This window comes from Streptomyces sp. ALI-76-A, assembly GCF_030287445.1.
In the GTDB taxonomy this organism is placed as follows: domain Bacteria; phylum Actinomycetota; class Actinomycetes; order Streptomycetales; family Streptomycetaceae; genus Streptomyces.
Map to the genome: position 1 here is coordinate 671,937 of NZ_JASVWB010000002.1, position 20,958 is coordinate 692,894.

At 71.9% G+C, this 20,958-nt stretch carries 23 protein-coding genes and 2 pseudogenes; 10 read left to right on the forward strand and 15 right to left on the reverse strand.

Features of this window, described 5'->3' with window-relative positions; all coding sequences use genetic code 11:
* Position 1: 1 nt before the first annotated feature.
* Entirely contained in the window at positions 2–418 is a 417-nt protein-coding gene (locus tag QQS16_RS03735; RefSeq protein WP_286060171.1) for a CBS domain-containing protein, read from the reverse strand.
* A gap of 278 nt (positions 419–696) precedes the next feature.
* On the opposite strand from QQS16_RS03735, the gene QQS16_RS03740 reads away from it, so the two are divergent.
* Positions 697–894, forward strand: a complete 198-nt coding sequence (locus QQS16_RS03740) for a hypothetical protein (RefSeq protein WP_286060172.1) — start codon at positions 697–699, stop codon at positions 892–894.
* A 226-nt stretch (positions 895–1,120) separates the two neighbouring features.
* On the opposite strand, the gene QQS16_RS03745 is transcribed toward QQS16_RS03740, so the two are convergent.
* Together QQS16_RS03745 and QQS16_RS03750 are read right to left on the reverse strand one after the other, a co-directional pair.
* Complete coding sequence (locus QQS16_RS03745) at positions 1,121–1,492, reverse strand: STAS domain-containing protein (RefSeq protein ID WP_286060173.1); 372 nt, start codon at positions 1,490–1,492, stop codon at positions 1,121–1,123.
* Between the two features lie 25 nt (positions 1,493–1,517).
* Entirely contained in the window at positions 1,518–2,738 is a 1,221-nt protein-coding gene (locus tag QQS16_RS03750) for a PP2C family protein-serine/threonine phosphatase (RefSeq protein ID WP_286060174.1), read from the reverse strand.
* A 310-nt stretch (positions 2,739–3,048) separates the two neighbouring features.
* On the opposite strand from QQS16_RS03750, the gene QQS16_RS03755 reads away from it, so the two are divergent.
* Positions 3,049–3,186, forward strand: a complete 138-nt coding sequence (locus tag QQS16_RS03755; RefSeq protein WP_286060175.1) for a hypothetical protein — start codon at positions 3,049–3,051, stop codon at positions 3,184–3,186.
* Here the strand turns inward: QQS16_RS03755 and QQS16_RS03760 are convergent.
* From QQS16_RS03760 to QQS16_RS43455, 4 genes and pseudogenes are all read right to left on the reverse strand, one after another.
* A complete protein-coding gene (locus tag QQS16_RS03760; RefSeq protein ID WP_286060176.1) occupies positions 3,177–4,289 on the reverse strand; it encodes an SPFH domain-containing protein in 1,113 nt (370 codons plus the stop codon). The genes QQS16_RS03755 and QQS16_RS03760 overlap by 10 nt on opposite strands.
* A gap of 3 nt (positions 4,290–4,292) precedes the next feature.
* Entirely contained in the window at positions 4,293–4,724 is a 432-nt protein-coding gene (locus QQS16_RS03765; RefSeq protein ID WP_286060177.1) for an NfeD family protein, read from the reverse strand.
* A gap of 250 nt (positions 4,725–4,974) precedes the next feature.
* A complete protein-coding gene (locus QQS16_RS03770) occupies positions 4,975–5,559 on the reverse strand; it encodes a GAF and ANTAR domain-containing protein (protein WP_353479723.1) in 585 nt (194 codons plus the stop codon).
* Positions 5,560–5,567: 8 nt separating this feature from the next.
* A pseudogene (locus QQS16_RS43455) lies at positions 5,568–5,936 on the reverse strand (FAD-dependent monooxygenase); the annotation flags it as partial.
* A gap of 323 nt (positions 5,937–6,259) precedes the next feature.
* Between QQS16_RS43455 and QQS16_RS03780 the strand changes: the two are divergent.
* Positions 6,260–7,945, forward strand: coding sequence for a ribonuclease J (locus tag QQS16_RS03780; RefSeq protein ID WP_286060178.1), 1,686 nt, complete (start codon positions 6,260–6,262; stop codon positions 7,943–7,945).
* A 128-nt stretch (positions 7,946–8,073) separates the two neighbouring features.
* On the opposite strand, the gene QQS16_RS03785 is transcribed toward QQS16_RS03780, so the two are convergent.
* The gene (locus tag QQS16_RS03785) at positions 8,074–8,931 is read right to left on the reverse strand and encodes an NAD(P)H-binding protein (RefSeq protein WP_286060179.1); all 858 of its coding nucleotides are present in this window, start codon (positions 8,929–8,931) and stop codon (positions 8,074–8,076) included.
* Between the two features lie 269 nt (positions 8,932–9,200).
* Here QQS16_RS03785 and QQS16_RS03790 point away from each other — a divergent pair, with 269 nt between their 5' ends.
* The 3 genes from QQS16_RS03790 (at position 9,201) to QQS16_RS03800 (ending at position 11,563) form a co-directional block, all read left to right on the forward strand.
* Complete coding sequence (locus QQS16_RS03790; protein ID WP_286060180.1) at positions 9,201–9,818, forward strand: TOPRIM nucleotidyl transferase/hydrolase domain-containing protein; 618 nt, start codon at positions 9,201–9,203, stop codon at positions 9,816–9,818.
* Positions 9,819–9,998: 180 nt separating this feature from the next.
* Positions 9,999–10,721, forward strand: coding sequence for a VOC family protein (locus tag QQS16_RS03795; protein ID WP_286060181.1), 723 nt, complete (start codon positions 9,999–10,001; stop codon positions 10,719–10,721).
* A gap of 278 nt (positions 10,722–10,999) precedes the next feature.
* The gene (locus QQS16_RS03800) at positions 11,000–11,563 is read left to right on the forward strand and encodes a hypothetical protein (RefSeq protein WP_286060182.1); all 564 of its coding nucleotides are present in this window, start codon (positions 11,000–11,002) and stop codon (positions 11,561–11,563) included.
* Between the two features lie 100 nt (positions 11,564–11,663).
* Here QQS16_RS03800 and QQS16_RS03805 read toward each other — a convergent pair whose 3' ends face one another.
* The gene (locus tag QQS16_RS03805; RefSeq protein WP_286060183.1) at positions 11,664–12,728 is read right to left on the reverse strand and encodes an alpha/beta hydrolase family protein; all 1,065 of its coding nucleotides are present in this window, start codon (positions 12,726–12,728) and stop codon (positions 11,664–11,666) included.
* 147 nt (positions 12,729–12,875) lie between these two features.
* Between QQS16_RS03805 and QQS16_RS03810 the strand changes: the two genes are divergently transcribed.
* Positions 12,876–13,520 carry a GNAT family N-acetyltransferase gene (locus tag QQS16_RS03810; RefSeq protein WP_286060184.1) on the forward strand — a complete coding sequence of 215 codons (645 nt, stop codon included), beginning with the start codon at positions 12,876–12,878 and terminating at the stop codon, positions 13,518–13,520.
* The gene (locus QQS16_RS03815; protein ID WP_286060185.1) at positions 13,517–14,392 is read left to right on the forward strand and encodes a PaaX family transcriptional regulator C-terminal domain-containing protein; all 876 of its coding nucleotides are present in this window, start codon (positions 13,517–13,519) and stop codon (positions 14,390–14,392) included. Before QQS16_RS03810 ends, QQS16_RS03815 begins: the two co-directional genes overlap by 4 nt.
* A 110-nt stretch (positions 14,393–14,502) precedes the next feature.
* On the opposite strand, the gene ppk2 is transcribed toward QQS16_RS03815, so the two are convergent.
* The gene (ppk2, locus tag QQS16_RS03820) at positions 14,503–15,522 is read right to left on the reverse strand and encodes a polyphosphate kinase 2 (RefSeq protein ID WP_286060186.1); all 1,020 of its coding nucleotides are present in this window, start codon (positions 15,520–15,522) and stop codon (positions 14,503–14,505) included.
* 103 nt (positions 15,523–15,625) lie between these two features.
* On the opposite strand from ppk2, the pseudogene QQS16_RS03825 reads away from it, so the two are divergent.
* Positions 15,626–15,733 (forward strand): annotated as a pseudogene (locus QQS16_RS03825) (DNA-binding response regulator); the annotation flags it as partial.
* A 241-nt stretch (positions 15,734–15,974) separates the two neighbouring features.
* On the opposite strand, the gene QQS16_RS03830 reads toward QQS16_RS03825, so the two are convergent.
* From QQS16_RS03830 to QQS16_RS03850, 5 genes are all read right to left on the reverse strand, one after another.
* Positions 15,975–16,634, reverse strand: coding sequence for a DUF305 domain-containing protein (locus tag QQS16_RS03830; RefSeq protein ID WP_286060187.1), 660 nt, complete (start codon positions 16,632–16,634; stop codon positions 15,975–15,977).
* A gap of 95 nt (positions 16,635–16,729) precedes the next feature.
* Positions 16,730–17,146, reverse strand: coding sequence for a DUF6153 family protein (locus tag QQS16_RS03835; RefSeq protein WP_286060188.1), 417 nt, complete (start codon positions 17,144–17,146; stop codon positions 16,730–16,732).
* A gap of 324 nt (positions 17,147–17,470) precedes the next feature.
* On the reverse strand, positions 17,471–17,716 hold the full coding sequence (locus tag QQS16_RS03840; RefSeq protein ID WP_286060189.1) for a hypothetical protein: 246 nt from the start codon (positions 17,714–17,716) through the stop codon (positions 17,471–17,473).
* Positions 17,713–19,287 carry an amidohydrolase gene (locus tag QQS16_RS03845; protein WP_286060190.1) on the reverse strand — a complete coding sequence of 525 codons (1,575 nt, stop codon included), beginning with the start codon at positions 19,285–19,287 and terminating at the stop codon, positions 17,713–17,715. The genes QQS16_RS03840 and QQS16_RS03845 overlap by 4 nt, the downstream gene beginning before the upstream one ends.
* Before the next feature lie 127 nt (positions 19,288–19,414).
* Positions 19,415–19,627: an MbtH family protein gene (locus QQS16_RS03850; protein WP_286060191.1), complete on the reverse strand. Its 213-nt coding sequence runs from the start codon at positions 19,625–19,627 to the stop codon at positions 19,415–19,417.
* Positions 19,628–19,763: 136 nt separating this feature from the next.
* Here QQS16_RS03850 and QQS16_RS03855 point away from each other — a divergent pair, with 136 nt between their 5' ends.
* Positions 19,764–20,882 (forward strand): alpha/beta hydrolase-fold protein, encoded by a 1,119-nt coding sequence (locus tag QQS16_RS03855; RefSeq protein ID WP_286060192.1) that lies wholly within the window; start codon positions 19,764–19,766, stop codon positions 20,880–20,882.
* Positions 20,883–20,958 lie beyond the last annotated feature (76 nt).

Genomic DNA, 20,958 nt, shown 5'->3' on the forward strand with positions numbered 1-20,958 from the left:
CTCAGTCGGTGGAGAGGGCCTGGACCAGGTCGCCGACCTTGGGGTCGGGCAGGGAGCGGGCGACATCGGCCTGGGCGACCATGCCGACCAGGTCGTGTCCGTCGATCACCGGCAGGCGGCGCACCTTGTGCTCGGACATGGTGCGCAGGATCTCCTCCACGTCGTCGTCGGCGCCGATGGTGACGGCTTCGCCCTGGGCGAGCTCACCGGCCTGACAGGAAGCGGGGTCCTTGCCCGCCCCGAGGACCTTCACCACGATGTCCCGGTCGGTCAGCATGCCCTTGAGCTTGTTGTCGGTGCCGCAGATCGGCAGGGCGCCGACACCGAGGTCCTTCATCTTGCGAGCGGCCTCCAGCACCGTCTCCTCGGCGCCGATGCACTCGGTCCCGCCGGTCATGATGTCCCGCGCCTTCGTCATCGCGTTTCCTTTCCTGGCGTTTTCTGGCGTTGCGTGCCGCGCCCAGGCACCCGTGCGAGGGCCGGGGCGGACACGCGCTCGGTGGATGTGGCATGTGTTCCCAGACAGCACGGGCCATAACGGAACGGTTCGCGGCTGCTCCCGACAGCCCACCGGCCCGCGCGAACCGGTGCGGAGCACAGCCGAGGCCATGCACGGATTCTTCACATCCGGGGGTCGATGACCCGGGGCGGCACGGGCACCCGGCAACGGCTGTCTGCCGTGAGGGAGCCCGAACCGTGGTCATCGTTGCGTGCCTGCTGCTGCCGAGCGTGGGCGTGATGCTGTACGGCATGATCCTCGTCGAGGACTGGCTGGCGCGCACCTCCCAGCCGCCCCGTCATGCCCGCGCCCGGCACCTGCGCCTGATCCAGGGCGGCGGGCAGGGGTCCGGCGCGCATGCGCGGACCGGCCGGCGGGGTGCCGACGCCGCCTGATCGCGCGCTGATCGCACCCGGGTCACGCCCATCCGCCCATCCGCCCATCCGCCCGGCCGACCGGGCAGCAGCCGGGCACTGGCGAGCATGCGGCTGTGCCACCACGACCGGTACGGCCATCGGGAACGCGACGGCCGCCATGGCGGCCGGAACCGCGCACGCGCCGTATGACGGCGGCACCGCGCAGGGACCCCGGCGGGCACTGGTGTGCGCGACCACCAGGACGTCAGTCGCGGAAGCTGTCCAGCGTCGGATGGCTGGGCAGCACCTGGTCCGTGCCGGTCAGCGCCAGCATGTGCCGCACGCGTTCGCTGGGTGCGATCAGCGCCAGGTGGGCGCCGGTGCTCCTGGCCGTGCGGTAGGCCCCGATCAGGCAGGTCAGGCCGGTGGAGTCCATGAACGTGACGCCGGACAGGTCGGCGAGCACGGTATGGCCCCTCGCGCGCAGGAGTGGCTGCAGAGCGTCGGAGAGGCGCACGGCGGTGCGTACGTCGAGGGCGCCCGTGGCCGTCACGAGGGAGCGGTCGGCGGCCAGAGCGCGGACGTGCACCTCCAGCGTGTTCTGCCGGTCCTGGGAGGCGGGCCGGTCGGTGCTCATCTCCGCTCCTGTCCGTCGGGGCCGCTCACGGGGTCAGTCTCCGCTGATGGCCGGCGCGCCACTCGGTGAGCAGGACGGTGGCGTCGTCGTCGAGCTTGCCGTCGTGGTGTTCCAGCACGGCGGCCATGAGCCGGCGCAGCGTCTCGTGCAGGGTGTGCTCTCCGGAGTGGTGACGCAGGATGAAGTCGGTGAACCGCTCCCGGCCGAACTGCGTGCCCTGGGCGTCGCGGGCCTCGACGACGCCGTCGGTGTACAGCAACAGCCGGTCTCCGGGCTCCAGTGGCTCGCTGCGTTCGATGACCGGCAGGCCGAGTTCCGCGCCCATGGGGCCGGCCGGTGGGCAGACCAGCTCGGTGGTCCACCGATTGCGGCGCAGCAGGATCGGCAGATGGTGGCCGCGGTTGATCCAGGTGAGCCGTCCGGTCTTCATGTCGAGGTCGGCGAGGATCCCGGTGACGTACCGGCTGGTTCCGAACTGCTGGACCAGGGTGTCCTCCACCTGCCGGCTGGTCTCGGTCAGCGACGCGCCCTGGCGGCGGGCGTTACGGCAGGCGGCCACGGCGACGTTGGCCGTGATCCCGGCGGTGGTGTCATGGCCCATGGCGTCGAAGACACCCAGGTGGAGTGTGCTGCCGGCCACGGCGTAGTCGAAGGCGTCCCCGCCGATCTCGTAGGCGGGCTCCATCACGGCGCCCACGGTGGCGCCGTGTCCGGCGTAGGCGGGCGGCGGGGTGAGGTTCCACTGCATCTCGGCGGCCACGTTCATCGGCTCGGTGCGCACCAGACGGGCGTAGGAGTCGCTGAAGGACCGCTTGCTGAGCAGCAGCAGGGCCGTCATCGACGCCAGATCACGCAGCGCCTGACGCATCGGTTCCTCGTCGGCGTCGGTGTCGCCCCGCAGCACGCCCAGCCGCTCCACGCCGTCGGTGATCGCCACCCACCACCGCCAACCGCACGCACGATCACCCGTTTTGATCTGCTCGGCGAGCAGGTCCACCCGCTGGTAGGCCTGGCCGGGCAGGCTGCCCTGCACGGTGAACTCCTGTCCGCCGGCGCCCGCGTCCAGCCCTTCGCCGGTGAGCTGGCGCAGCACCGTCTCACGAAGGTCGACGATGAAGACAGCCGTGTCCCGCACACCCACCGCGGCGGCATGTTCGGCGATCATCCTGGGCAGTTGTTCCAGCGTGCCGATGTGGCTGGCTTGCATCAGCCGGATCAGCGACGCCGCCCCGACCCTCTCCGTCATGCCGCACACCCCTCACCCGGCGGTCCCGCACACCGCCGCTCCCGGGCACGACGGCACGCCTCACGGACGGTCGACCAAGCCGGGCCCCCACCCGGCCGCTGTAGCGCGTACCCGTCCTCACGCATCACACGCGCTCCGGCGGCGGACCGGGCCCCGGCCGGCGAAGGCACCGTTCGGGGTCCGTCCGTACGGCGTCCTGTTGCTCCAGCCGTGTGGCCGTGCTGCTTTTTCCCGTGAACCCGCTGGTGTTCCCGGCATCGGGGGGAGACGGCTGACCTAACGGTCACAGCTCAGGAAGCGGGCGGATCGCATGGACGAGGCTGCTCCGCAGGACAGCCCGCTGGCGCACGAGGAGCTGATCAAGGTTTCGGCGGCCTATGAAGTCGTTCCCGGCGACATCGCCCAGGGGTGCGAGATGGCCCGTACGTTCCTGGTGCGTCAGGGGTGACGCGCGGGCGACGGGTCCTCCGGCACGGCTGCTTCCAGGATGTCCGGTGGGGGTGAACCGCCGTCGGCGAGGGGGCGGGCCGGGAGGTCGCCGGTGGCGAAGCCGTCGGCCTTGGCCGCGTCGGCGACGGCCTCTGCGGCGGCCTCCTCGGCCCGCGCCGCGTCGTCGGCGGCCTTGGTGGCCCGCTCGTCGTCCGAGGGCTTCTCGCGGGTGGCCGGTGACTGGGGCAGCACCTCGCTGAAGGCGCGGGACACACCCTGGAGGGCCGAGGTCATCTCACTGGGGATCACCCAGAAGGTGCTGCCCGGGCCCTGCGCGAGCTGGGGCAGCATCTGGAGGTACTGGTAGGCGAGCAGCTTGGGGTCGGGGTCGTTGCGGTGCACGGCCTGGAACACCTCGTCGATGGCCCGGGACTGGCCCTCCGCCTGGAGGATCGCGGCGGTTCGGTTGCCCTCCGCCCGGAGGACGGCGGCCTGCTTGTCGCCTTCCGCGGTGAGGATCTGCGACTGCCGCTGCCCCTCGGCTCCGAGGATCGCGGCCCGCTTGTCCCGCTCGGCCCGCATCTGCTTCTGCATCGCGTCCTTGATGGACTGCGGCGGGTCGATGGCCTTGATCTCCACCCGGTTGACCCTGAGCCCCCACTTGCCTGTGGCCTCGTCCAGCACACCGCGGAGCTGACTGTTGATGGTGTCACGTGAGGTGAGGGTCTTCTCCAGGTCCATGGAACCCACGACGTTGCGCAGGGTGGTGACGGTGAGCTGTTCGACCGCCTGGAGGAAATTGGCGATCTCGTAGAAAGCCGCCCGGGGATCGGTCACCTGGAAGTACAGGACCGTGTCGATCTCGACGACCAGATTGTCCTCGGTGATCACCGGCTGCGGTTTGAAGGAGACCACTTGTTCCCGGAGGTCGATCACCGGATGAACGCGGTCGATATAGGGGATCACCAGGCTGAGGCCGGGTTTGAGTGTCCGGTGGTAACGGCCGAGCCGTTCGACATTCCGGGCGCGCGCCTGCGGCACGATGCGTACCGCCCGCACCACGGTGAACACCGCGATCAGCGCGACGATCAGACCGGCGATGAGGAACGCCGAAACTTCCATGGTTCACTCCCGGGGGTAGACGAGTGCGGTCGTTCCGCTGATCTCCATGACGTCGACGGTCGTTCCCGGAGAAATCACCAGCGTCTCGTCGTAGGCGCGGGCCGTCCATTCCTCCCCGTCGATCCGGACCCTGCCGCCCCGGCCCGTCACCTCGGAGACGACATAGGCCGCTTTGCCGACCAGCGCGTCCACGCCGAACCGCGCCACCTGGGGCTGCAGCACGTGACGCAGCGCGAGCGGACGCAGGAACAGCACGCTGGCGGTGGCGACGATGGTGAACACGACGAACTGCAGGGGCAGCGGCAGCCCGACCGCCGCGAATCCCGCCGTGACCAGTGCGGCCGCGCCCAGCATTCCGAGGGCGGCGGTGAGCGTGCAGATCTCCGCCACGACCAGCACCGCCGCGACGATCAACCAGATCAGCCATGGATCCATGCCGAGACCCTCCTGACCGGTGCGGGTGCGCGAATGAACTGGACGATCACCCTCGGCCGCCGAGCGGGACAATCACGTATTCCCGAGAAATGAGATCCCGCCGGAAACCGGAAGAGCAGAGCCGTGCCGGCGAGACGACCCCCAGGGCGGCCGCGTCATCCCTTTGCGGTAATTTTACCCGCCACGAGAAAATAGGACCCTCCCGTGCGGGCGAAGCGTCAGGACGGTGCGCGTTTCCAGCGGGCCGGGTTCAGGAGGCGGACGGCCGTCCCAGAATGTCCGCGGTGATCTCGGACAGCGTCTGCCCCGTCCCGAACGCGCGGGCACGCATGAGGGCCAGGGCGTCATCAGGAGCCATCCCTCGGCGGGCGGCCAGCACGCCGATGGCGCGAAAGGTGTCGAACCAGTGGGCCCGGACGACCTCCGCGGGCTCCCAGCCGGGCTCCTCGTGTCCCTTGAGCAGCTTCGTGTGGACCGGCAGCAGAGCCTCCGCCACCGCGTCCGCCGCGTCCTGTCCCCGCGCCGCGTCCTCCTCGCTCAGCACGCGAGGACGGACGCCGAGCACGTCCAGTGTTCCGAGCACGTAGTCGCCGAAGTACAAGGGATACGCGTACACCGCCCTGACCTGCGGCAACTGCTCCCGCATAGTCGCGCCGAACAGCGGCCAGGGGGTCGGTTCCCCGTGCAGGTCGCGCACCACCACCATCTCGCCCTCGACCGCGGCGCTGACGCACGGGCCTTCGAGAACGGTGAACTGGATCTGTTCGAGCCGCAGTGCCCTGTCGTCGGAGGCGGCCAGCAGTTGGCGGGACGGCGTGTCGGTGAGCAGCGACAGTGTCGCTCACGCACCACGCGCCCCGGCAGGTGCGTCCTCAGTCGCACCGCGGGGTTGCCCCGGGCGACCAGCTCATCCGTCACCCCGAAGCCGGCGAGCGCCTCCAGCGTGCGGGGCTGGATACCGAGCGCGCGCGATTCGTGAACCCTGTCGAGGGAGCGGTCGACGATCCGGAAGGCAGCCCCGTAGCTGCTCAGTTGCGCGGCGAGCGCGAGCCCGGTGGGCCCCGCGCCGACCACGAGCACGTCCAAAGGCGGCGTCATGGATCCACGGTAGGGCTCGTCCCCCGCCCGCGATGGTCGTCGACGAGGCCGGGGCGTCCGGCCATCGAGGGGACAGCCTGTCCGGCCGTCGAAGTGGTCGGGCTGCCCGGTCATCGAAGTGGCCGGGCTGCCCGGTCATCGGAGTGGTCGGGCTGCCCGGTCATCGGAGTGGCCGGGCTGCCCGGACCTCGATCTCGCCGTCCCCATCGGTTTTCTGTCTCCGCCATCGATTCTCCGTCTCGGACGAAGCCAACCCCGGCGCGGACGATCTGGCCGGTAATGGCCTTGCCCATCGGGCTTCCGGGGCGGGACAGGGCAGCGCTCGGTGCTCCTGGTCACGAGATGAGGTCAGACAGTCTCGGCGATACTCTGACAATCAGGACAAGAGAACGCCCAGGTAATGGATCACTGGTGAACCTCTCCGGTAGCGTCAAGGTATGAGTCATCCACACCCCGAGCTGACCGCCGCCCCGCCTCTTCCCAAGGGAGGGCTGCGGGTCGTCGCGCTGGGCGGCCTCGGTGAGATCGGCCGCAACATGACAGTCTTCGAGCACGCCGGCAAGCTGCTCATCGTCGACTGCGGCGTGCTGTTCCCCGAGGAGAACCAGCCCGGCGTCGATGTGATCCTGCCCGACTTCACCTCGATCCGGGACCGCCTCGACGACATCGTCGCCGTGGTGCTCACCCACGGGCACGAGGACCACATCGGGGGCGTGCCGTACCTGCTGCGCGAGCGCTCCGACATCCCCGTCGTCGGTTCGAAGCTGACCCTGGCGTTCCTGGAGGCCAAGCTCAAGGAGCACGGCATCAGGCCGCGCACGGTGCGGGTACGCGAGGGCGACCGGCGCAAGTTCGGGCCCTTCGACTGCGAGTTCGTCGCGGTCAACCACTCCATCCCGGACGGTCTCGCGGTCGCGATCCGTACCGCCGCCGGAATGGTGCTGCACACCGGCGACTTCAAGATGGACCAGTTCCCGCTGGACGACCGCATCACCGACCTGCGGGCCTTCGCCCGCCTCGGCGAGGAAGGCGTCGACCTCTTCCTCACCGACTCGACCAACGCCGAGGTCCCCGGCTTCACCACGTCCGAGCGTGAGCTGAACCCGGCGATCGAACAGGTGATGCGTACCGCCCCTCGCCGGGTGATCGTGTCCAGTTTCGCCAGCCATGTGCACCGTATCCAGCAGGTCCTGGACGCCGCGCACCAGCACGGCCGCAAGGTCGCCTTCGTGGGCCGCTCCATGGTCCGCAACATGGGCATCGCCCGCGACCTCGGATACCTGAAGGTGCCGAGCGGCCTGGTCGTCAGCACCAAGGAGCTGGAGAAGCTCCCCGATCACAAGATCACCCTGGTGTGCACCGGGTCCCAGGGCGAGCCGATGGCGGCGCTGTCCCGGATGGCCAACCGCGACCACGTGATCCGCGTCGGCAAGGGCGACACCGTCCTGCTCGCCAGCTCCCTCATCCCCGGCAACGAGAACGCCATCTACCGGGTGATCAACGGGCTGACCCGATGGGGCGCCAACGTCGTCCACAAGGGCAACGCCAAGGTGCACGTCTCCGGGCACGCCAGCGCCGGTGAGCTGGTCTACTGCTACAACATCGTCAAGCCCCGCAACGTCATGCCCGTCCACGGCGAGTGGCGCCACCTCCGGGCCAACGGCGACCTGGCCATCCGTACCGGCGTCGATCCCGAGCGGGTGGTCATCGCCGAGGACGGCGTCGTCGTCGACCTCGTGAACGGTCGGGCGACCATCACCGGCAAGGTGCCCGCGGGCAACGTGTACGTGGACGGCATGGAGGTCGGCGGCGCCACCGAGGCGTCCCTCAAGGACCGCCTCACCCTCGCCGAGGAAGGCGTCGTCACGGTGGTGGCGATCGTCGACGCGGACACCGGAGCCCTGGCCGAGACCCCCGACTTCCTGGCTCGCGGATTCGTCCACGACGACGCGACCTTCGAGCCGGTCATCCCCGTCATCGAGAAGACCCTGGCCACCGCGGCTCAGGAAGGCGTGGGGGACGCGCACCAGCTGGAGCAGCTCATCGCCCGCGCCGTGGCGAACTGGGCGTTCCGGACCCACCGCCGCAGGCCGCTCATCATCCCCGTCATCATCGACGCCTGACCGGCCGCCGCGGTCATCGGCTGTCCCGCCGCGGCCAGGACGCGCCGTCGGCCTGGCCGATGGCGCAGCGGGGGTCCTTCCGCACGGAGGCCGACGCTGCCGCGTCCGTCCCGGCCCCGGGTCCCGGGCTACGCCGTGGCCGCGGGGCCCGTCGACGTGAAGGCGTCCACGTGCCGCGCGGCCCACTGGGCGAAGGTGCGGGCCGGGTGGCCGGTGACCTTCTCGACGGTGTCGAGGACCGTGCGGCCCACTTCCGGGGTGTTGCCGTACGCCTCCAGCAGGAAGCCGATCACGTCCTCCGGATGGCCCGCCGCCCGCCACCGTGTGACGGCCTCCTCCTCGGTCAGCTCGACCAGGGTGATCTCCCGGCCCCGGGCGGCGGCGATCGTCGCCACCTTGTCGCCGACGGTCAGCAGCTCGGGGCCGGTGATCACGTACTCCTGGCCCCCATGGCCCTCCTCGGTGAGCGCGACCGCGGCGACGGCGCCGATGTCCCCCTCGTGGACCATGGCGCTCAGCCGGGAGACGAACGGCTCGCGCACTTCGTCCGAGGCCACGATCCCGTCCGCCCACTCCAGCGCGTTGCCCATGAACTCGACCGGCATGAGCACGGTCCAGTCCACACCGTCGTCGGCACGGACGGCGTCCTCCAGCGGTGACGGCCCGCCGCCGTGCAGCACGGTGACCCGGCGTACGCCGGCCGCGCGGGCCAGTTCCAGGATCCTCGGGCCGGTCTCCAGCGGGGCGAAGTACGGGCCGCCGAAGGTGATCAGATGGACGCCGGTGACGCCCTCAAGGGCCGGGATCAGGCCGTCGGGTGCGGTGAGGTCACCCTGGACGGCCTCGACTCCGTCCGGGAGGGCGGCCGTCGACGCATCCCGGGTGAGGGCGCGGACCGCGTGGCCGCGGGCGAGCAGTTCGGCGACGACCTGACGGCCGACGGTTCCGGTGGCGCCGGTGACGAGGAACTTCTGCGTCTGAGTCATGACACGACCGTAGAAGGCCTTGCGGTCAGCTTCCGTCCGCGATGAGTGCCTCTTGGGTCGGTGGGACGCTGGAGCGGCTCAGCGGCATCGACCCCGCGGGGGAAGACCGGTGGCAGCCCCTGACCGGCTGATCCGCTCGGACGGCGGACCGGTGTCCGGAGCAGAGCAGGGGCTGCCCGGGTGAACAGCTGGGCAGGGCACGGGTCCTGACGAGCGAGGCCGGCGAATAATGCCATGCCCAGTCGTCGGCCGAGGTGCAGACTCGTCGCATGGCGGACATGCGGGCGTTCCGGGACGAGGTGAGCGGCTGGGCGGCCGGTGGTCCCGGCGGACCGGCGAGTGAGCTGGCCGTGCGACTGGGGGTGCGCACGGCGGTCCTGCTCGAAGGGCCGAGCGACTTCGCCGCCGTGGAGGCGCTGGCCGCGCAGCGCGGCCGGGACCTGGCCGCCGAGGGGGTGTGCGTGATGCCGATGGGCGGGGCGATGAGCGTCGGCCGTTACGCCGGCCTTCTGGGGCCGCCGGGCCTCGGCCTGCGCCTGGCGGGACTGTGCGACGAGGGCGAACAGCGCTTCTACGACCGCGGCCTGACCCGGGCACGGGCGTCGCGCCGGGACATCTTCGTGTGCGTGACCGACCTGGAGGACGAACTCATCCGCGCGCTGGGCACCGCGCGGGTGGAGGAGATCGTCGAGGCCGAGGGCGACCTGCGCCCCTGGCAGACCTTCCTGCACCAGCCCGCACAGCACGGGCGGCCCCGGCACCGCCAGTTGCGGCGCTTCCTCGGCACCAAGAAGGGCCGCAAGATCCGTTACGGCCGTCTCCTCGTCGAGGCCCTCGGCCCCGAGCAGACGCCCGCCCCGCTCGACGAACTCCTCGCAAGCCTGTGACGTCACGGATCCGGAGCGCATGGTGGGGTCCGCACGTGTGCGCGGCCGTTGATCAGTTGACCCGACGGCGCCCTGTGCGCAGGCTCCACCCCTTACCTGGATGACAGCCCTCTTGCCGGCGGACCGGCCTGCCCGAGCGGCGGGTGGGCCGGCGCGTCAGCGGATCGGAGACACCGGCACATGACGTCCCACCTCCACGCGCTCTCCTTCGACGCGCACGACCCGCTCGGACTCGCGCGCTTCTGGAGCGGCTTCCTGGGCTGGGAGCTGACCGACGGCTCCTCCGACGGCATCGCGCTCCTGCCCGGTGACGACACCGGGTTCCGGATCAGATTCCTCCAGACCGAGGAGCGAAAGACAGGCCCGAACCAGACGCACTTCGATCTGACGAGCACGTCCCTCGACGACCAGCGGGAGGTTGTCGCGCGGGCGCTCCGTCTCGGCGCCCGACACATCGACATCGGTCAACTCCCGGAGGAGGGGCATGTCGTGCTCGCGGACCCGGAGGGGAACGAGTTCTGCGTCATCGAGCCGGACAACAAGTTCCTCGCCGACTGCGGATTCATCGGGGCGCTCGCGTGCGACGGTTCGCAGGAGGTCGGGTACTTCTGGAGCCGAGCGCTGGGCTGGCCGCTGGTCTGGGACCAGGACCAGGAGACGGCGATCCGATCGCCGCACGGCGGTCCGAAGATAACGTGGGGCGGTCCGCCGGTGAGCCCGAAGAACGGGAGGAGCCGGCTGCACTTCGACCTCGCTCCCCCTGCCGACGGTGACCAGCGAGCGGAGGTGGAGCGGCTCGTCTCCCTCGGGGCGACGCGTCTCGACATCGGCCAGGGCGAGGCCAGTCGGGTGGTCATGGCCGACCCCGACGGCCAGGAGTTCTGTGTGCTGGCCCCCCGATGACCTGACGGGTCCGCGGACGGTGTCGCTCCGCAGGCCGGTGTGCGTCGATCTCTGACGGCCCCCGGCGTTCCACCTACGGGGACGTCGTCGCCGATGCCGCGACCGAACGGGGAGGCCCGGGCGGAGTCGGCCGCGGATGTGCCGGAGCGGCTGCGTGACGGGCGCCCGCGGGGCAGCCGCCGGCCACGGTCCGGGCGCTGCCCCGCCCCGCGGGTTCGTGAGCGGTTCGAGGCGAGCCCGCTGATACGCGCGGGGCGGCCGTCTGACACGCTGTGACCATGACGGACATCCCCCTCTGGCGTCGGCCCACCCGCAGCGGCTGGCGCGTCGAGGCCGACGAGGCGCGCACCCGCGTCGATGTGATCGACGCCGCCGGCCAGGTTCGGGCGTCCGTCGCCACGGAGCCTGTCCAGTCCTTCACGGGCCGGTTCGCCGAGCGGATGAACGCGGACAAGAGCCGCGCCTTCGAGACGAACGGGCCCTCCTTGCCCGCCCCCGCCCGTGAACCCGCTCCCCTCTCCCTGCGATCCCACGACGATCAGGCCTTCGTCAGCGACGGCGCGGCGAGCGGACGCCGCCGGGAGAAGACCGGCCGGGCCCTCGTTCATGGCCGGCGCTACTCCTTCCTGCACACCGGGGGAAAGCGGGCCGAGGCTCTGCGGGACGGCACCCGTATCGCGTCCTTCCGCAAACACGGCTCCCGCCCCCACAACGGCCATGTCACCCGCACCGACCATGGCGTCCTCGACGAGACCGACGAACTGGTCCTGACCGTCTTCGAGAAGCTCCTCAGGCCAGGACGCCCCGGTGCCGTCTCCGACGCCTTCGCGAGTCTCGGCTGAACCGGCCTGGCCACCACGCCGCTCAGCGGGACGGGACACCGCCCTGGCGGCCGTCCCGCCCGGCGCCGTGGTCCTCCCCCTCCGCGAACCTGCGGACCTGTCATCGAGCGGCTTGGCCGCCTTGCCCGTGCTCGGTGAGGAATCGCCGTTGTCCGTCCAGGTATCCGTGCGCGAAGAGCGAGCGAGGGGCGAAGAGCACGGTGAGCGTGAGCTTGCTGTCCGACCGCTCGACGGACCGCCTGAGCAGGGAGTGGCTCGCGTCCGGGTAGCGCTCGACCGTCAGTGCGCCGTCCGCGTCCAGCACCTCGCGGTAGACGCGCTCCGTGTCGGCGGTGTCCACGTTGAGGTCGTGGCCGGCGAGGGTCAGCAGCACCGGTACGCCGCGCAGCGCGCGGAGGTCGTGCGTGGCGTCCGCGGTGTGGTTCCGCGAGATGAAGCCCCAGCGATCGGCGGTCATGCCGTCCGCGTCACCGCCCCTCGCCGCGACGTACTCCTCGAAGGTCGCGTGCCGTGACAGCAGCCGACGGGTGGCGTCGCTCTCGGCGATCTCGCTGTCGGCGCGGGCTGCCGACGCGCCGTCGGCGGACAGCCGGGCGAGGAGGTGGTAGCGGCCCTGCCGGAGCCAGTTGATCGCGGGCGAGACGGCGATGACGAAGCTCACCGGTGTCCTGGCGGCGACCTTCGGCAGGACCCAGCCGGCCTGGCTGGCGCCCCAGAGCCCGATCCGGTCGCCGTCGATGTCCGGGCGGGCGCGCGCCCAGGCGATGGCGGCGGCCGTCTCCTCGGCCCGGTCGTCCATGGACTGGTCGAGCCAGTTGCCGGGGGCGCCCGCGACACCGGGCTTGTCCCAGGACAGGGAGGCGTATCCGGCCTTGGCGTTCGCCTCCCACATGGGCCGGTAACCGTCGTCGTGGGTGGCGTCGACGGGGCCGTCGCCGTGGACGTACACGACCAGGCCGTGGCGTTCGCGGCCGTCCTTGGGGGTCGTCAGTACGCCGTTGAGGGTGTGGCCGCCGTGGCGGATCGAGACCCGCCGCTGGTCCATGTCGTAGGAGTGCTGCCACAGCACCACCCCGACGAGACCCACGGCCACGACGAGGAGCGGGACGACGGACCACACGGCGATGCGGAGGCCACGCCGTCGCAGCCGGATCTCTGGACGCATGAGAGCTGACCGCCTCTGTTCGGGTCGGAGTTCGCGGGTGGCGCGGATGTCGTGGATGGCGCCGACGACCCAGAAACTATCACTTGCAGAACGACCGTCCTGGAGATGATAGTTTTGAGGAGAGGCGGCGACCAGAGGGGGAACGGCATGGAACTGGACGAGACGGGCTCCGGCACCGGGGCCGTGACGGTCCGGCGGGGTGTTCCGGCCGGAGCCGAGCGGCGGGCGGCCGAGCTGTACTGGGAGGCGTTCGGCCGCAAACTCGGTCCCGCCCTGAACCCGCCGGACAAGGCGGTGCCGTTCCTCGCCGCCCACCTGAACGCCGACCGGGCGGTGTGCGCGCTCCTCGACGGGCGGCTCGTGGGCCTCGCGGGTTACCAGCTCGGCGGCCGGGCTCTCACCGGGGGATCGGCCTCCGCCGTGCTGCGCGCGTACGGACACCTGCGAGGTCTGCCCCGGCTCCTGCTCCTCGCCCTGTTCGAACGCCACCCGGCCCCGGGGCAGTTGGTCATGGACGGCATCGCCGTGGACCGGGGCGTGCGCGGGCGCGGCCTCGGGAGCCTGCTCATCGAGGAAGTGGCCGCCGTCGCGGCGGAGCGGGACTGCCGGGAGATCAGACTTGATGTGATCGACACCAACCCGCGCGCCAGGGCCCTGTACGAGCGGCGCGGCTTCACCGCCGTACGCACCGAGTCCACGCCCTGGCTGCGCGGGCTGCTCGGTTTCGGCGCGGTGACCACCATGCGCCGGCCGGTCGACGCGAGCGGGCCGAGAGGACGGAGCACACCATGACCGACCCCGTCGAGATCCCCACCCGGATGCTCGTCCACGCGCTGATCCGCGAGGACGGCGGCGTCGCCGCGGACGAGCTGTACTCCGTCGCCACCACCCTGGGCATGAGCGACCAGCAGGTGCGGCTGTGCGTCAAACGCCTCGTGGCCGAAGGCCGGTTCACCCACGAGGGCCGGGGTCGCAAGGCGGAGCTGCGCGCGACCGCGGACACCACGCGGGCCCTCGCGCCCAACGCGGACTTCCTGCGGCACGCTTTCCGGCAGGACGCCGGGCTCGCGCCCTGGGACGGGGTCTGGCACCTGGCTGCCTTCGCGGTGCCCGAATCGGCGCGCACGGCGCGGGACTCGCTGCGCGAAACGCTCGTCCACCTCGGCGGGGCCCCGCTCCAGGGCGGACTCTACGTCTGCGCCAACACCTGGGAACCGTACGTCGAGGACGCGGCCCGGCGCCTCGGCGCCCATGCCGGGCTCACCCTCCTCACCACGACCGACCTGCGCCGGGGCGACACCCACGAGCCCGCCGAACTCGCCGGCCTCCTGTGGCCGTTGCCGGAGATCGCCGACCGCTACCACCGCCTCGTCCGCGTCGCCCGGCCCCGCCTCGACCGGCTCACCGGCCCCGGTGAGCTCTCCTCCTCCGCGCTCCTGACCATCGCGGTCGAGCTGGCCGCCGAGCTCACCCGCGCCATGGAGCCCGACCCGCTGCTGCCGCCTCAGCTCCTGCCGCGGCCCTGGCCCGGCACCGAGGCCCGGGAGCTCGTCGCCCGGTGCTGGGCGGCCCTGCGCGAACGAGACGGCGGCGAAGCCCGGCCGGCCCTCTTCCGCCTCTACGCGGACATCACTCGGGAGGCGGCGGACCGCGCCACGAGCTGAACACGGCCGGCACCCGGCCGCCGCGGTCGCCGGGCGTTCGGATGTCGGCGGCTGCCGACGCGGATCCGGTGTCGGGCGCTGCCGGGCGAGGACCGGGGGCGGCGCACCGGTCAGTCCTCGCGCTCCGGGTGCAGGCCGGGGCCGTTGCCGTGACCGGCGAGCGGCGTCGGTGAGAGGTCCGACTGTTCTTCGCCGGGCTCCAGAAGGGTGTCGGCTGCGCCGACGATCAGCGGATCGGGCTTCCCGACGACCGCGTGGTCCTTGGTCGGATAGTCACAGCGGTCGAGCAGACTCCGCATGGCCTCCAGCCGGCCCCGCCGCTTGTCGTTGCTCTTCACCACGGTCCACGGAGCGTGCTCGGTGTCCGTGGCACGGAACATGTCGACTTTCGCGGTGGTGTAGTCGTCCCAGAGGTCGAGGGAGGCGAGGTCGGTCGGCGAGAGTTTCCAGCGGCGTACGGGGTCGACCTGACGGATGGCGAAACGGGTGCGCTGTTCCGCCTGGGAGACGGAGAACCAGAACTTGATCAGCAGGATGCCGTCGTCGGTGAGCAGCCGCTCGAACAGCGGCGCCTGCTCCAGGAAGTGCCGGTACTCGGCGTCCGTGCAGAAGTTCATCACGCGCTCGACACCCGCGCGGTTGTACCAGGAGCGGTCGAAGAAGACGATCTCCCCGCGCGCCGGCAGGTGAGACACGTACCGCTGGAAGTACCACTGACCGGCCTCCCGCTCGGTCGGCTTCTCCAGGGCCACCACGCGGGCACCTCGGGGGTTCAGCCGCTCGGTGAACCTCTGGATGGTGCCGCCCTTGCCGGCCGCGTCCCGGCCCTCGCAGAGCACGACCAGCCGCTGCCCGGTCTCCTTCACCCAGCGCTGCACCTTCAGCAGCTCGATCTGGAGGATCCGCTTGGACTTCTCGTACTCGCCCCTGCGCAGCTTGCGGTCGTAGGGGTAGTTCTCCCGCCACGTCTCGACGGGACTGCCGTCGGCGTTGAGCAGGATCGGCCGCTCCGGGCGCTGCTCGTTGACGCGCAGTCCGTCGAGCAGTTCCGTCTCCACCCCGCCCTCGTCGGTCTCACGCGCCTCCGCGTCGGCCTCACGCGCCTCCGCCACATCCTCGTGGTCAGTCATCTCCGCCGCCCTCCTTCGCCTCCTTCCCAGTTCCCGGGGGATCGCGGACGAACCTCACCCGGAGAGGGCGCCGCTGCGCACGGGCATCGTGGCCCCTGGCAGTGCTCGGCTGCACGTCAACCCCGCCATGGCCGAACTCCGCGCCCGCGACCGCGCCCGGCTCGTGGTTCTCGCCTACGAGTCCGGCCTGGTGGCGCCGGTCAACCGCTGAGCTTGGACGGGAGCCGCGCCGCCGTCCGCACGAGCCGCCCGCCGCCCGACGAGTGCCGAGGGTGACCAGTGCACGGCCGTTGTCCTGAGTCCCCGCGCGGGACGAGCCGCGGCGGTCACCACCGCCCCGGATGACGGCCTGGCCGTGGTCGGCGCGGACCGAGCACCCGGGCTCCGCTGCCGAGGGTGCGGCCGGCCGTGTGGTGCACGGCCGGCCGTACCGTCCCGGGAGGGCGTCCGCGTCAGCTGTCGCCGAGCATCCTGTTCATCTGTGCGATCTCGGCGGTCTGGGCCGTGATGACGTCGTCCGCGAGCTTCTTGGCGGGACCGTAGGCACCGTCCGCCTTCTCGGTCTTCGCCATCTCGACGGCACCCTCGTGGTGCCGGACCATCATTTCGAGGAACATGTCGTCGAACGCGGTGCCGGACGCCTTCTCCAGCTTGTCCATGTCCTCGCCGCTCATCATGCCGGGCATGGCGGACGACATGTCGTGGCCCATGTCGGCCATGTCCTCGGGGACCTCCTCGCCCCACGCGGTGAGCCACCCGGACATGGTCCTGATCTCCGGGTCCTGCGCGCCCTTGATCTTCGTGGCGAGGTCCTCGACCTCCTGCGAGGAGGCGCGGCTGTCGGCCAGTCCGGCCATCGTGACGGCCTGGCGGTGGTGCTGGATCATCTCCGTGGCGAAGTCGACGTCGGCGTCGTTGTGCTCGCCGGCCTCCGCCTCGGCCCCGGTGGAAGCCGAGGCGGAGGTGGACGGGTCGGCGGACGCGGAGTTCGTCGACCCCATGTCGTGGCCGCCGCTGTCGCTGTCGCCGCCGCACGCGGCCAGGGCGAGAGCGGCCACGCCGGCGGCGGTGGCGAGGGTGACGCGACGGATGAGCTTGCGCTGTGCGGTCAAGGGTGAGCTCCTGCGTTCTGGTCTCGGATCTGCTGAAGGGCATGCCGGAGCACGGCTCCACACCCGAGGCGACGGGTGGGGGCGTGCGGGCCGTTCTAGATCCGCAGAAGCTGGAGTTCCGAGAGTGAGGGCGGGGCCCGGCCGCCGTCGGGCCCGCTGCCGCCCGGGGACGTCCGCACGTCCGGCGCCGGGCCGGCGCGGGACACCACGTCGGGCTGCAGCACCGGGACGACGTCGGGGGTCCCGGATACGGACGCGGAAGCGCAGGCCGGGTCCGCGTGAGCCAGGTGACCCGAGCAGCCGCCCTCGCCGTGCTCGCACTCGTCCGGCGTCGACAGCGCGACACCCGTGTGCGCGGCGGCCACCGTCCGGTCGTGTTCCGCCGGATCGTGGATCGCGGGGACCGGGCCGAGACCGTGCATGCCGAGCAGGCCCAGCAGCAGGGCGGCCACGAGCAGCCCGCAGGACCGCACCGTGCGGTGCGGTCGGCTGCGCTGTCCGAGGCGGGTCACGGCCTCATCGTATTCACGGATCAAGGGTTCCCCGCATTCGGGCGCCACCACTTGGCGTCGGCTCCCTCCTCTACGTGCGCAGGTGCCGCGGGTACTCACGCCATCGGCGGCAGTCCGTGTCCGGCAGCCCCGTCCCCGCGACGGTGAGCGCGCGCGACAGCCGGTCGAGGCACGCGCGGCCCGCCGGCCATGCCGAACTCCGTGGGAGCGGACACCGGTGGGATCTGGGGCCGTCCATGACAACGGCCGGTTCCAGGGCCGGCTGAGAGATCCCGGCGCTGCTGGACGCGGTGCCGACCCTCCCCGGGTGCGTCGACGGGCGGCCTACCCGCAGGGCCGGCCCGGGTACTCGTCGCTCTCCGGTACGCCTGCCGCCCGCATCCGCCGCAACACCTCGCGCAGGATCTCCTCGTCGTCGACGGGGACGGGACAGTCGGTCTCCCGGTCGAAGACCTCGGGGCCCGCCGTGGTGTTCCAGATGACCCACCGGAGCTGGTGCTCGTCGTGTCGCCACAGGTGGGCGTACTCCTCGACGGTGTCCGCGCGCACGGCGTCCTCCCGCCTGTTCACGGCGTCGGCCTGTCGGGCACGCGGCCGTCGACGTAGGCCGCGACCACCTCGATGTCACCGATCCGCGAGGGAGCGGCCCGTCGCGGGTCGTCGCCCAGCACCACCAGGTCCGCGCGTTTGCCCGGGGTGAGGCTGCCCACGCTGTCCTCCCAGTGGCAGGCGAAGGCCCCGGCGATGGTGTAGGCGGTCAGGGCCTCGTCGACGGTGACGGCTTCGGCGGGGCCGATCGGCCTGCCCGACGACGAGAGCCGTTCGACCATGAACTGGATGGCGCGCAGCGGTGCTCCGATCGTGACGGGCCGGTCGGAGCTGCCCACCAGCGGGATGCCGTGGTCCAGGAAGGCTCTGCCCCGGTACAGCCACGGGGCCCGTTCCTCGCCCATGACCGACGCGTAGTCGTCGCCGAAGTCGCGCAGGAAGCTGGGCTGGACGACCGCGCTGACCCCCAGGCGGGCGAAACGGGCCAGCTGGTCGGGGCGGATCAGGCCGGCGTGCTCGACGCGGTGCCGTGCTTCGGGGCGCGGCCGGATCTTCTGGGCCCGCTCGATGGCGTCCAGCGCGACGTCGGCGGCGCGGTCGCCGATGGCGTGGACGGCGAGCTGCCACCCGGCGAGGTGGCCGTCCACGATGACGCCGGCGAGCGTCTCCGGGTCGTCCTGCAACTGCCCGGCGTGGTCACGTCCCGTGTAGGGACTGCTCAGTGCGGCGGTACGGGCCATCATGCCGCCGTCGGTGTAGATCTTCAGGGCGCCCACGGAGAGCCGGTCGTCGCCGAAGCCGGTGCGCAGGCCGAGGTCGAGGGCGCGGGGGATGCCGTCGGCGGCGTGCGCGGCGACCGGGCGCAAGGTCTCGGCAGCGACCATCAGCTGCACCCGCACGGGCAACCGGCCCTGCTCCCGGACGAGTTGGTAGGCGCCCAGTTCGACCGGGCTGTGCCCGAACAGGGCCCCGCCGATGCCCGCCTCGGCGCAGGCGGTCACCCCCTCCGACAGGCAGGTCCGCGCGGCCCGCGCGATGGCGTCGGCGAGTTCGTCCTGGGAGTACGGGAGCCGCAGCGCCCGTGCGGGGCCCATGGCCTGCTCGGCGAGGAAGCCGTCCTCGTGCGGGACGCCGGCGGGGAGCAGGTCCAGGACGGCGGTGTTGACCAGGCAGCCGTGCCCGGAGTCGTGCAGCATGAAGACCTTGCGCCCGGCGCTGACGGTGTCCAGTTCGGCGGCGGTCAGATGCCGCCCCAGGGCCCGTTGGTCGTAGCCGGCGATGCTCACCCAGGAGCCGGGGGGACGGGCGGCGACCGCCTCCGCCACGCCCGCGAGCACGTCCTCGGCACGGACGCGTCCGGCGATGCTCGGGGTGGCCGCCTTCAATCCGGTCCAGGCCAGGTGCACATGGCTGTCGATGAACCCGGGCAGCACGGTGGCGCCCTGCAGGTCGACCACCTCGCGGGCGGGCAGCGAGGTCACGGCCTCGTCCAGGCCGGCGATCCGGCCCCGCCAGACGCCCAGGTCGTGGGCGACGGGATGGTCCGGATCCATCGTGAGGAAGCGCGCGTTGGTCAGTCGTGTACAGAGCATCAGCGGTGTCCCTGCGGGAGGCCGGCCGGTACGGCGGACGGGCCGGCGGAGGTGGGGTGCCGCCGTGCGACGGGCGCCGCCGGCGGCGTACCCGTGTCGGGGGCGGCGGAAGGGCCCGCTGCGGGAGTCAGGCGTCCATGGACGCCGCGAGGGAACGGGGCCGCAGATCGGTCCAGTTGGCCTCGATGTGGTCCAGGCACGCCTGCCGGGTGTTCTCCCCGAGGACGACCGTCCATCCCCCGGGCACGTCGGCGAAGGAGGGCCAGAGCGAGTGCTGGCCCTCGTCGTTCACCAGGACCAGGAAACGGCCCTCGGGGTCGTCGAAAGGGTTGGTGCTCATGTTCGGTGCCTCCTCGGGTCCGACGGGGTGCGGTGGCAGTCGCGTCGGGTCTGGGACGGAAGGGAACATTAGGTTAGGCTCGCCTAATTGGACCTTAGCCGCTCCGTTGCCCCCTCACAAGGAGACCCAGCCGGTCATGACCGATCCCGTCTCCGGCCTCACGGCCGACAGGGAGAACGTGTTCATCGAGTTCGGGCTGCCCGGCACCCCCGGCACCGACGAGTTCTGGGCGGCGGCGGGAACTCCCGCGTCGATCCCCGCGGACGGCGGCTGGACGACGCTGTTCCTGTGGCGCGGTGCGCCGGCGACCATCGTGTTCGAAAGCTGGTCGGAACCGGTCCCCCTGCGCCGCTGGGGCGACACGGACTGCTGGTACGCCGACGTGCGCATGCCTCAACGCCTGCGGGTGACCTACCAGTTCGTCGCGGACGGGGCGGCGTACGCAGACCCGTTCAACCCGGTCGGTGCGGGCGGTGACCGGTCCATCGCCGCGACCCCGGATGCCCCGGCCCAGCCGCACTGGCCCGTCGTCGGCACCGGCGGCGACGTCGTACTGCCCCTCCCCCACACCCGGATCCGCTGGACCAGCGAACGGCTCGGCGGACGGCGCACCGTACGCGTCCACCCGGCGGGCGGCGGCGGCCCCCTGGTCCTGCTGCTCGACGGGGACGACTGGCTGTACCTGCACCCCGCCATGACCGCGTTCGACTCGGCGGTCGCCGCGGGCGAGATGCCCCCGGTCACGCTCGTCTTCCTCCCGGCCAAGGACCGGCAGGCCGAGTTCGGGTGCCGGCCCGAGCTGTGGGAGGCGATCCGGGACGAACTGCTGCCGCTGGTGGCGGAGAGCGGCGTATCCGCCGACCCGGACCGTCTGGTGGTCGCCGGGCAGAGCCTCGGCGGGCTGAGCGCGATGTACGCGGCGCTGGAGTTCCCGGAGCTGGTGTCGCGCGTCGCCTGCCAGTCGCCGTCGTTCTGGTGGACGCCCGACGCCCTGGACCGGGTGGATCTCCTGGACGGCCCGGCCGGCGGCTCCGTCGCCGCGCGCCTGCGGGCCCGTGGGCCCGATCTGTCCGGGCTGCGGGTCGCCTTCGACGTGGGGGAACACGAGACGCGGATGCTGCCCCACTGTGCGGCGGTCGAGGCGCTGGCCGAGCGGGCCGGTGCGGTGGTGCGGGTGTCGCGGTCGGCCTCCGGTCATGACCGGGCGGGGTGGCGGCACGCTCTGCTGAGGGATGTCGCCTGGGTCCTCTCGTGAGCGCTCCGCGGGGAGGGCGGTGATCGGCTGCGGGGCCGGTGGGGCTGGTCGCGCGGTTCCCTGCGCCCCTACGACG

What these genes read in the sequence shown, in the direction of transcription:
- QQS16_RS03805 (WP_286060183.1), bottom strand. Translation starts at nt 12,728, where the DNA reads ATGCGTCCAGAGATCCGGCTGCGACGGCGTGGCCTCCGCATCGCCGTG.
- ppk2 (WP_286060186.1), bottom strand. Translation starts at nt 15,522, where the DNA reads ATGACTGACCACGAGGATGTGGCGGAGGCGCGTGAGGCCGACGCGGAG.
- QQS16_RS03785 (WP_286060179.1), bottom strand. Translation starts at nt 8,931, where the DNA reads ATGACTCAGACGCAGAAGTTCCTCGTCACCGGCGCCACCGGAACCGTC.
- QQS16_RS03745 (WP_286060173.1), bottom strand. Translation starts at nt 1,492, where the DNA reads ATGAGCACCGACCGGCCCGCCTCCCAGGACCGGCAGAACACGCTGGAG.
- QQS16_RS03795 (WP_286060181.1), top strand. Translation starts at nt 9,999, where the DNA reads ATGACGTCCCACCTCCACGCGCTCTCCTTCGACGCGCACGACCCGCTC.
- QQS16_RS03800 (WP_286060182.1), top strand. Translation starts at nt 11,000, where the DNA reads ATGACGGACATCCCCCTCTGGCGTCGGCCCACCCGCAGCGGCTGGCGC.
- QQS16_RS03850 (WP_286060191.1), bottom strand. Translation starts at nt 19,627, where the DNA reads ATGAGCACCAACCCTTTCGACGACCCCGAGGGCCGTTTCCTGGTCCTG.
- QQS16_RS03855 (WP_286060192.1), top strand. Translation starts at nt 19,764, where the DNA reads ATGACCGATCCCGTCTCCGGCCTCACGGCCGACAGGGAGAACGTGTTC.
- QQS16_RS03760 (WP_286060176.1), bottom strand. Translation starts at nt 4,289, where the DNA reads ATGGAAGTTTCGGCGTTCCTCATCGCCGGTCTGATCGTCGCGCTGATC.
- QQS16_RS03845 (WP_286060190.1), bottom strand. Translation starts at nt 19,287, where the DNA reads ATGCTCTGTACACGACTGACCAACGCGCGCTTCCTCACGATGGATCCG.
- QQS16_RS03815 (WP_286060185.1), top strand. Translation starts at nt 13,517, where the DNA reads ATGACCGACCCCGTCGAGATCCCCACCCGGATGCTCGTCCACGCGCTG.
- QQS16_RS03735 (WP_286060171.1), bottom strand. Translation starts at nt 418, where the DNA reads ATGACGAAGGCGCGGGACATCATGACCGGCGGGACCGAGTGCATCGGC.
- QQS16_RS03810 (WP_286060184.1), top strand. Translation starts at nt 12,876, where the DNA reads ATGGAACTGGACGAGACGGGCTCCGGCACCGGGGCCGTGACGGTCCGG.
- QQS16_RS03765 (WP_286060177.1), bottom strand. Translation starts at nt 4,724, where the DNA reads ATGGATCCATGGCTGATCTGGTTGATCGTCGCGGCGGTGCTGGTCGTG.
- QQS16_RS03790 (WP_286060180.1), top strand. Translation starts at nt 9,201, where the DNA reads ATGGCGGACATGCGGGCGTTCCGGGACGAGGTGAGCGGCTGGGCGGCC.
- QQS16_RS03755 (WP_286060175.1), top strand. Translation starts at nt 3,049, where the DNA reads ATGGACGAGGCTGCTCCGCAGGACAGCCCGCTGGCGCACGAGGAGCTG.
- QQS16_RS03750 (WP_286060174.1), bottom strand. Translation starts at nt 2,738, where the DNA reads ATGACGGAGAGGGTCGGGGCGGCGTCGCTGATCCGGCTGATGCAAGCC.
- QQS16_RS03780 (WP_286060178.1), top strand. Translation starts at nt 6,260, where the DNA reads ATGAGTCATCCACACCCCGAGCTGACCGCCGCCCCGCCTCTTCCCAAG.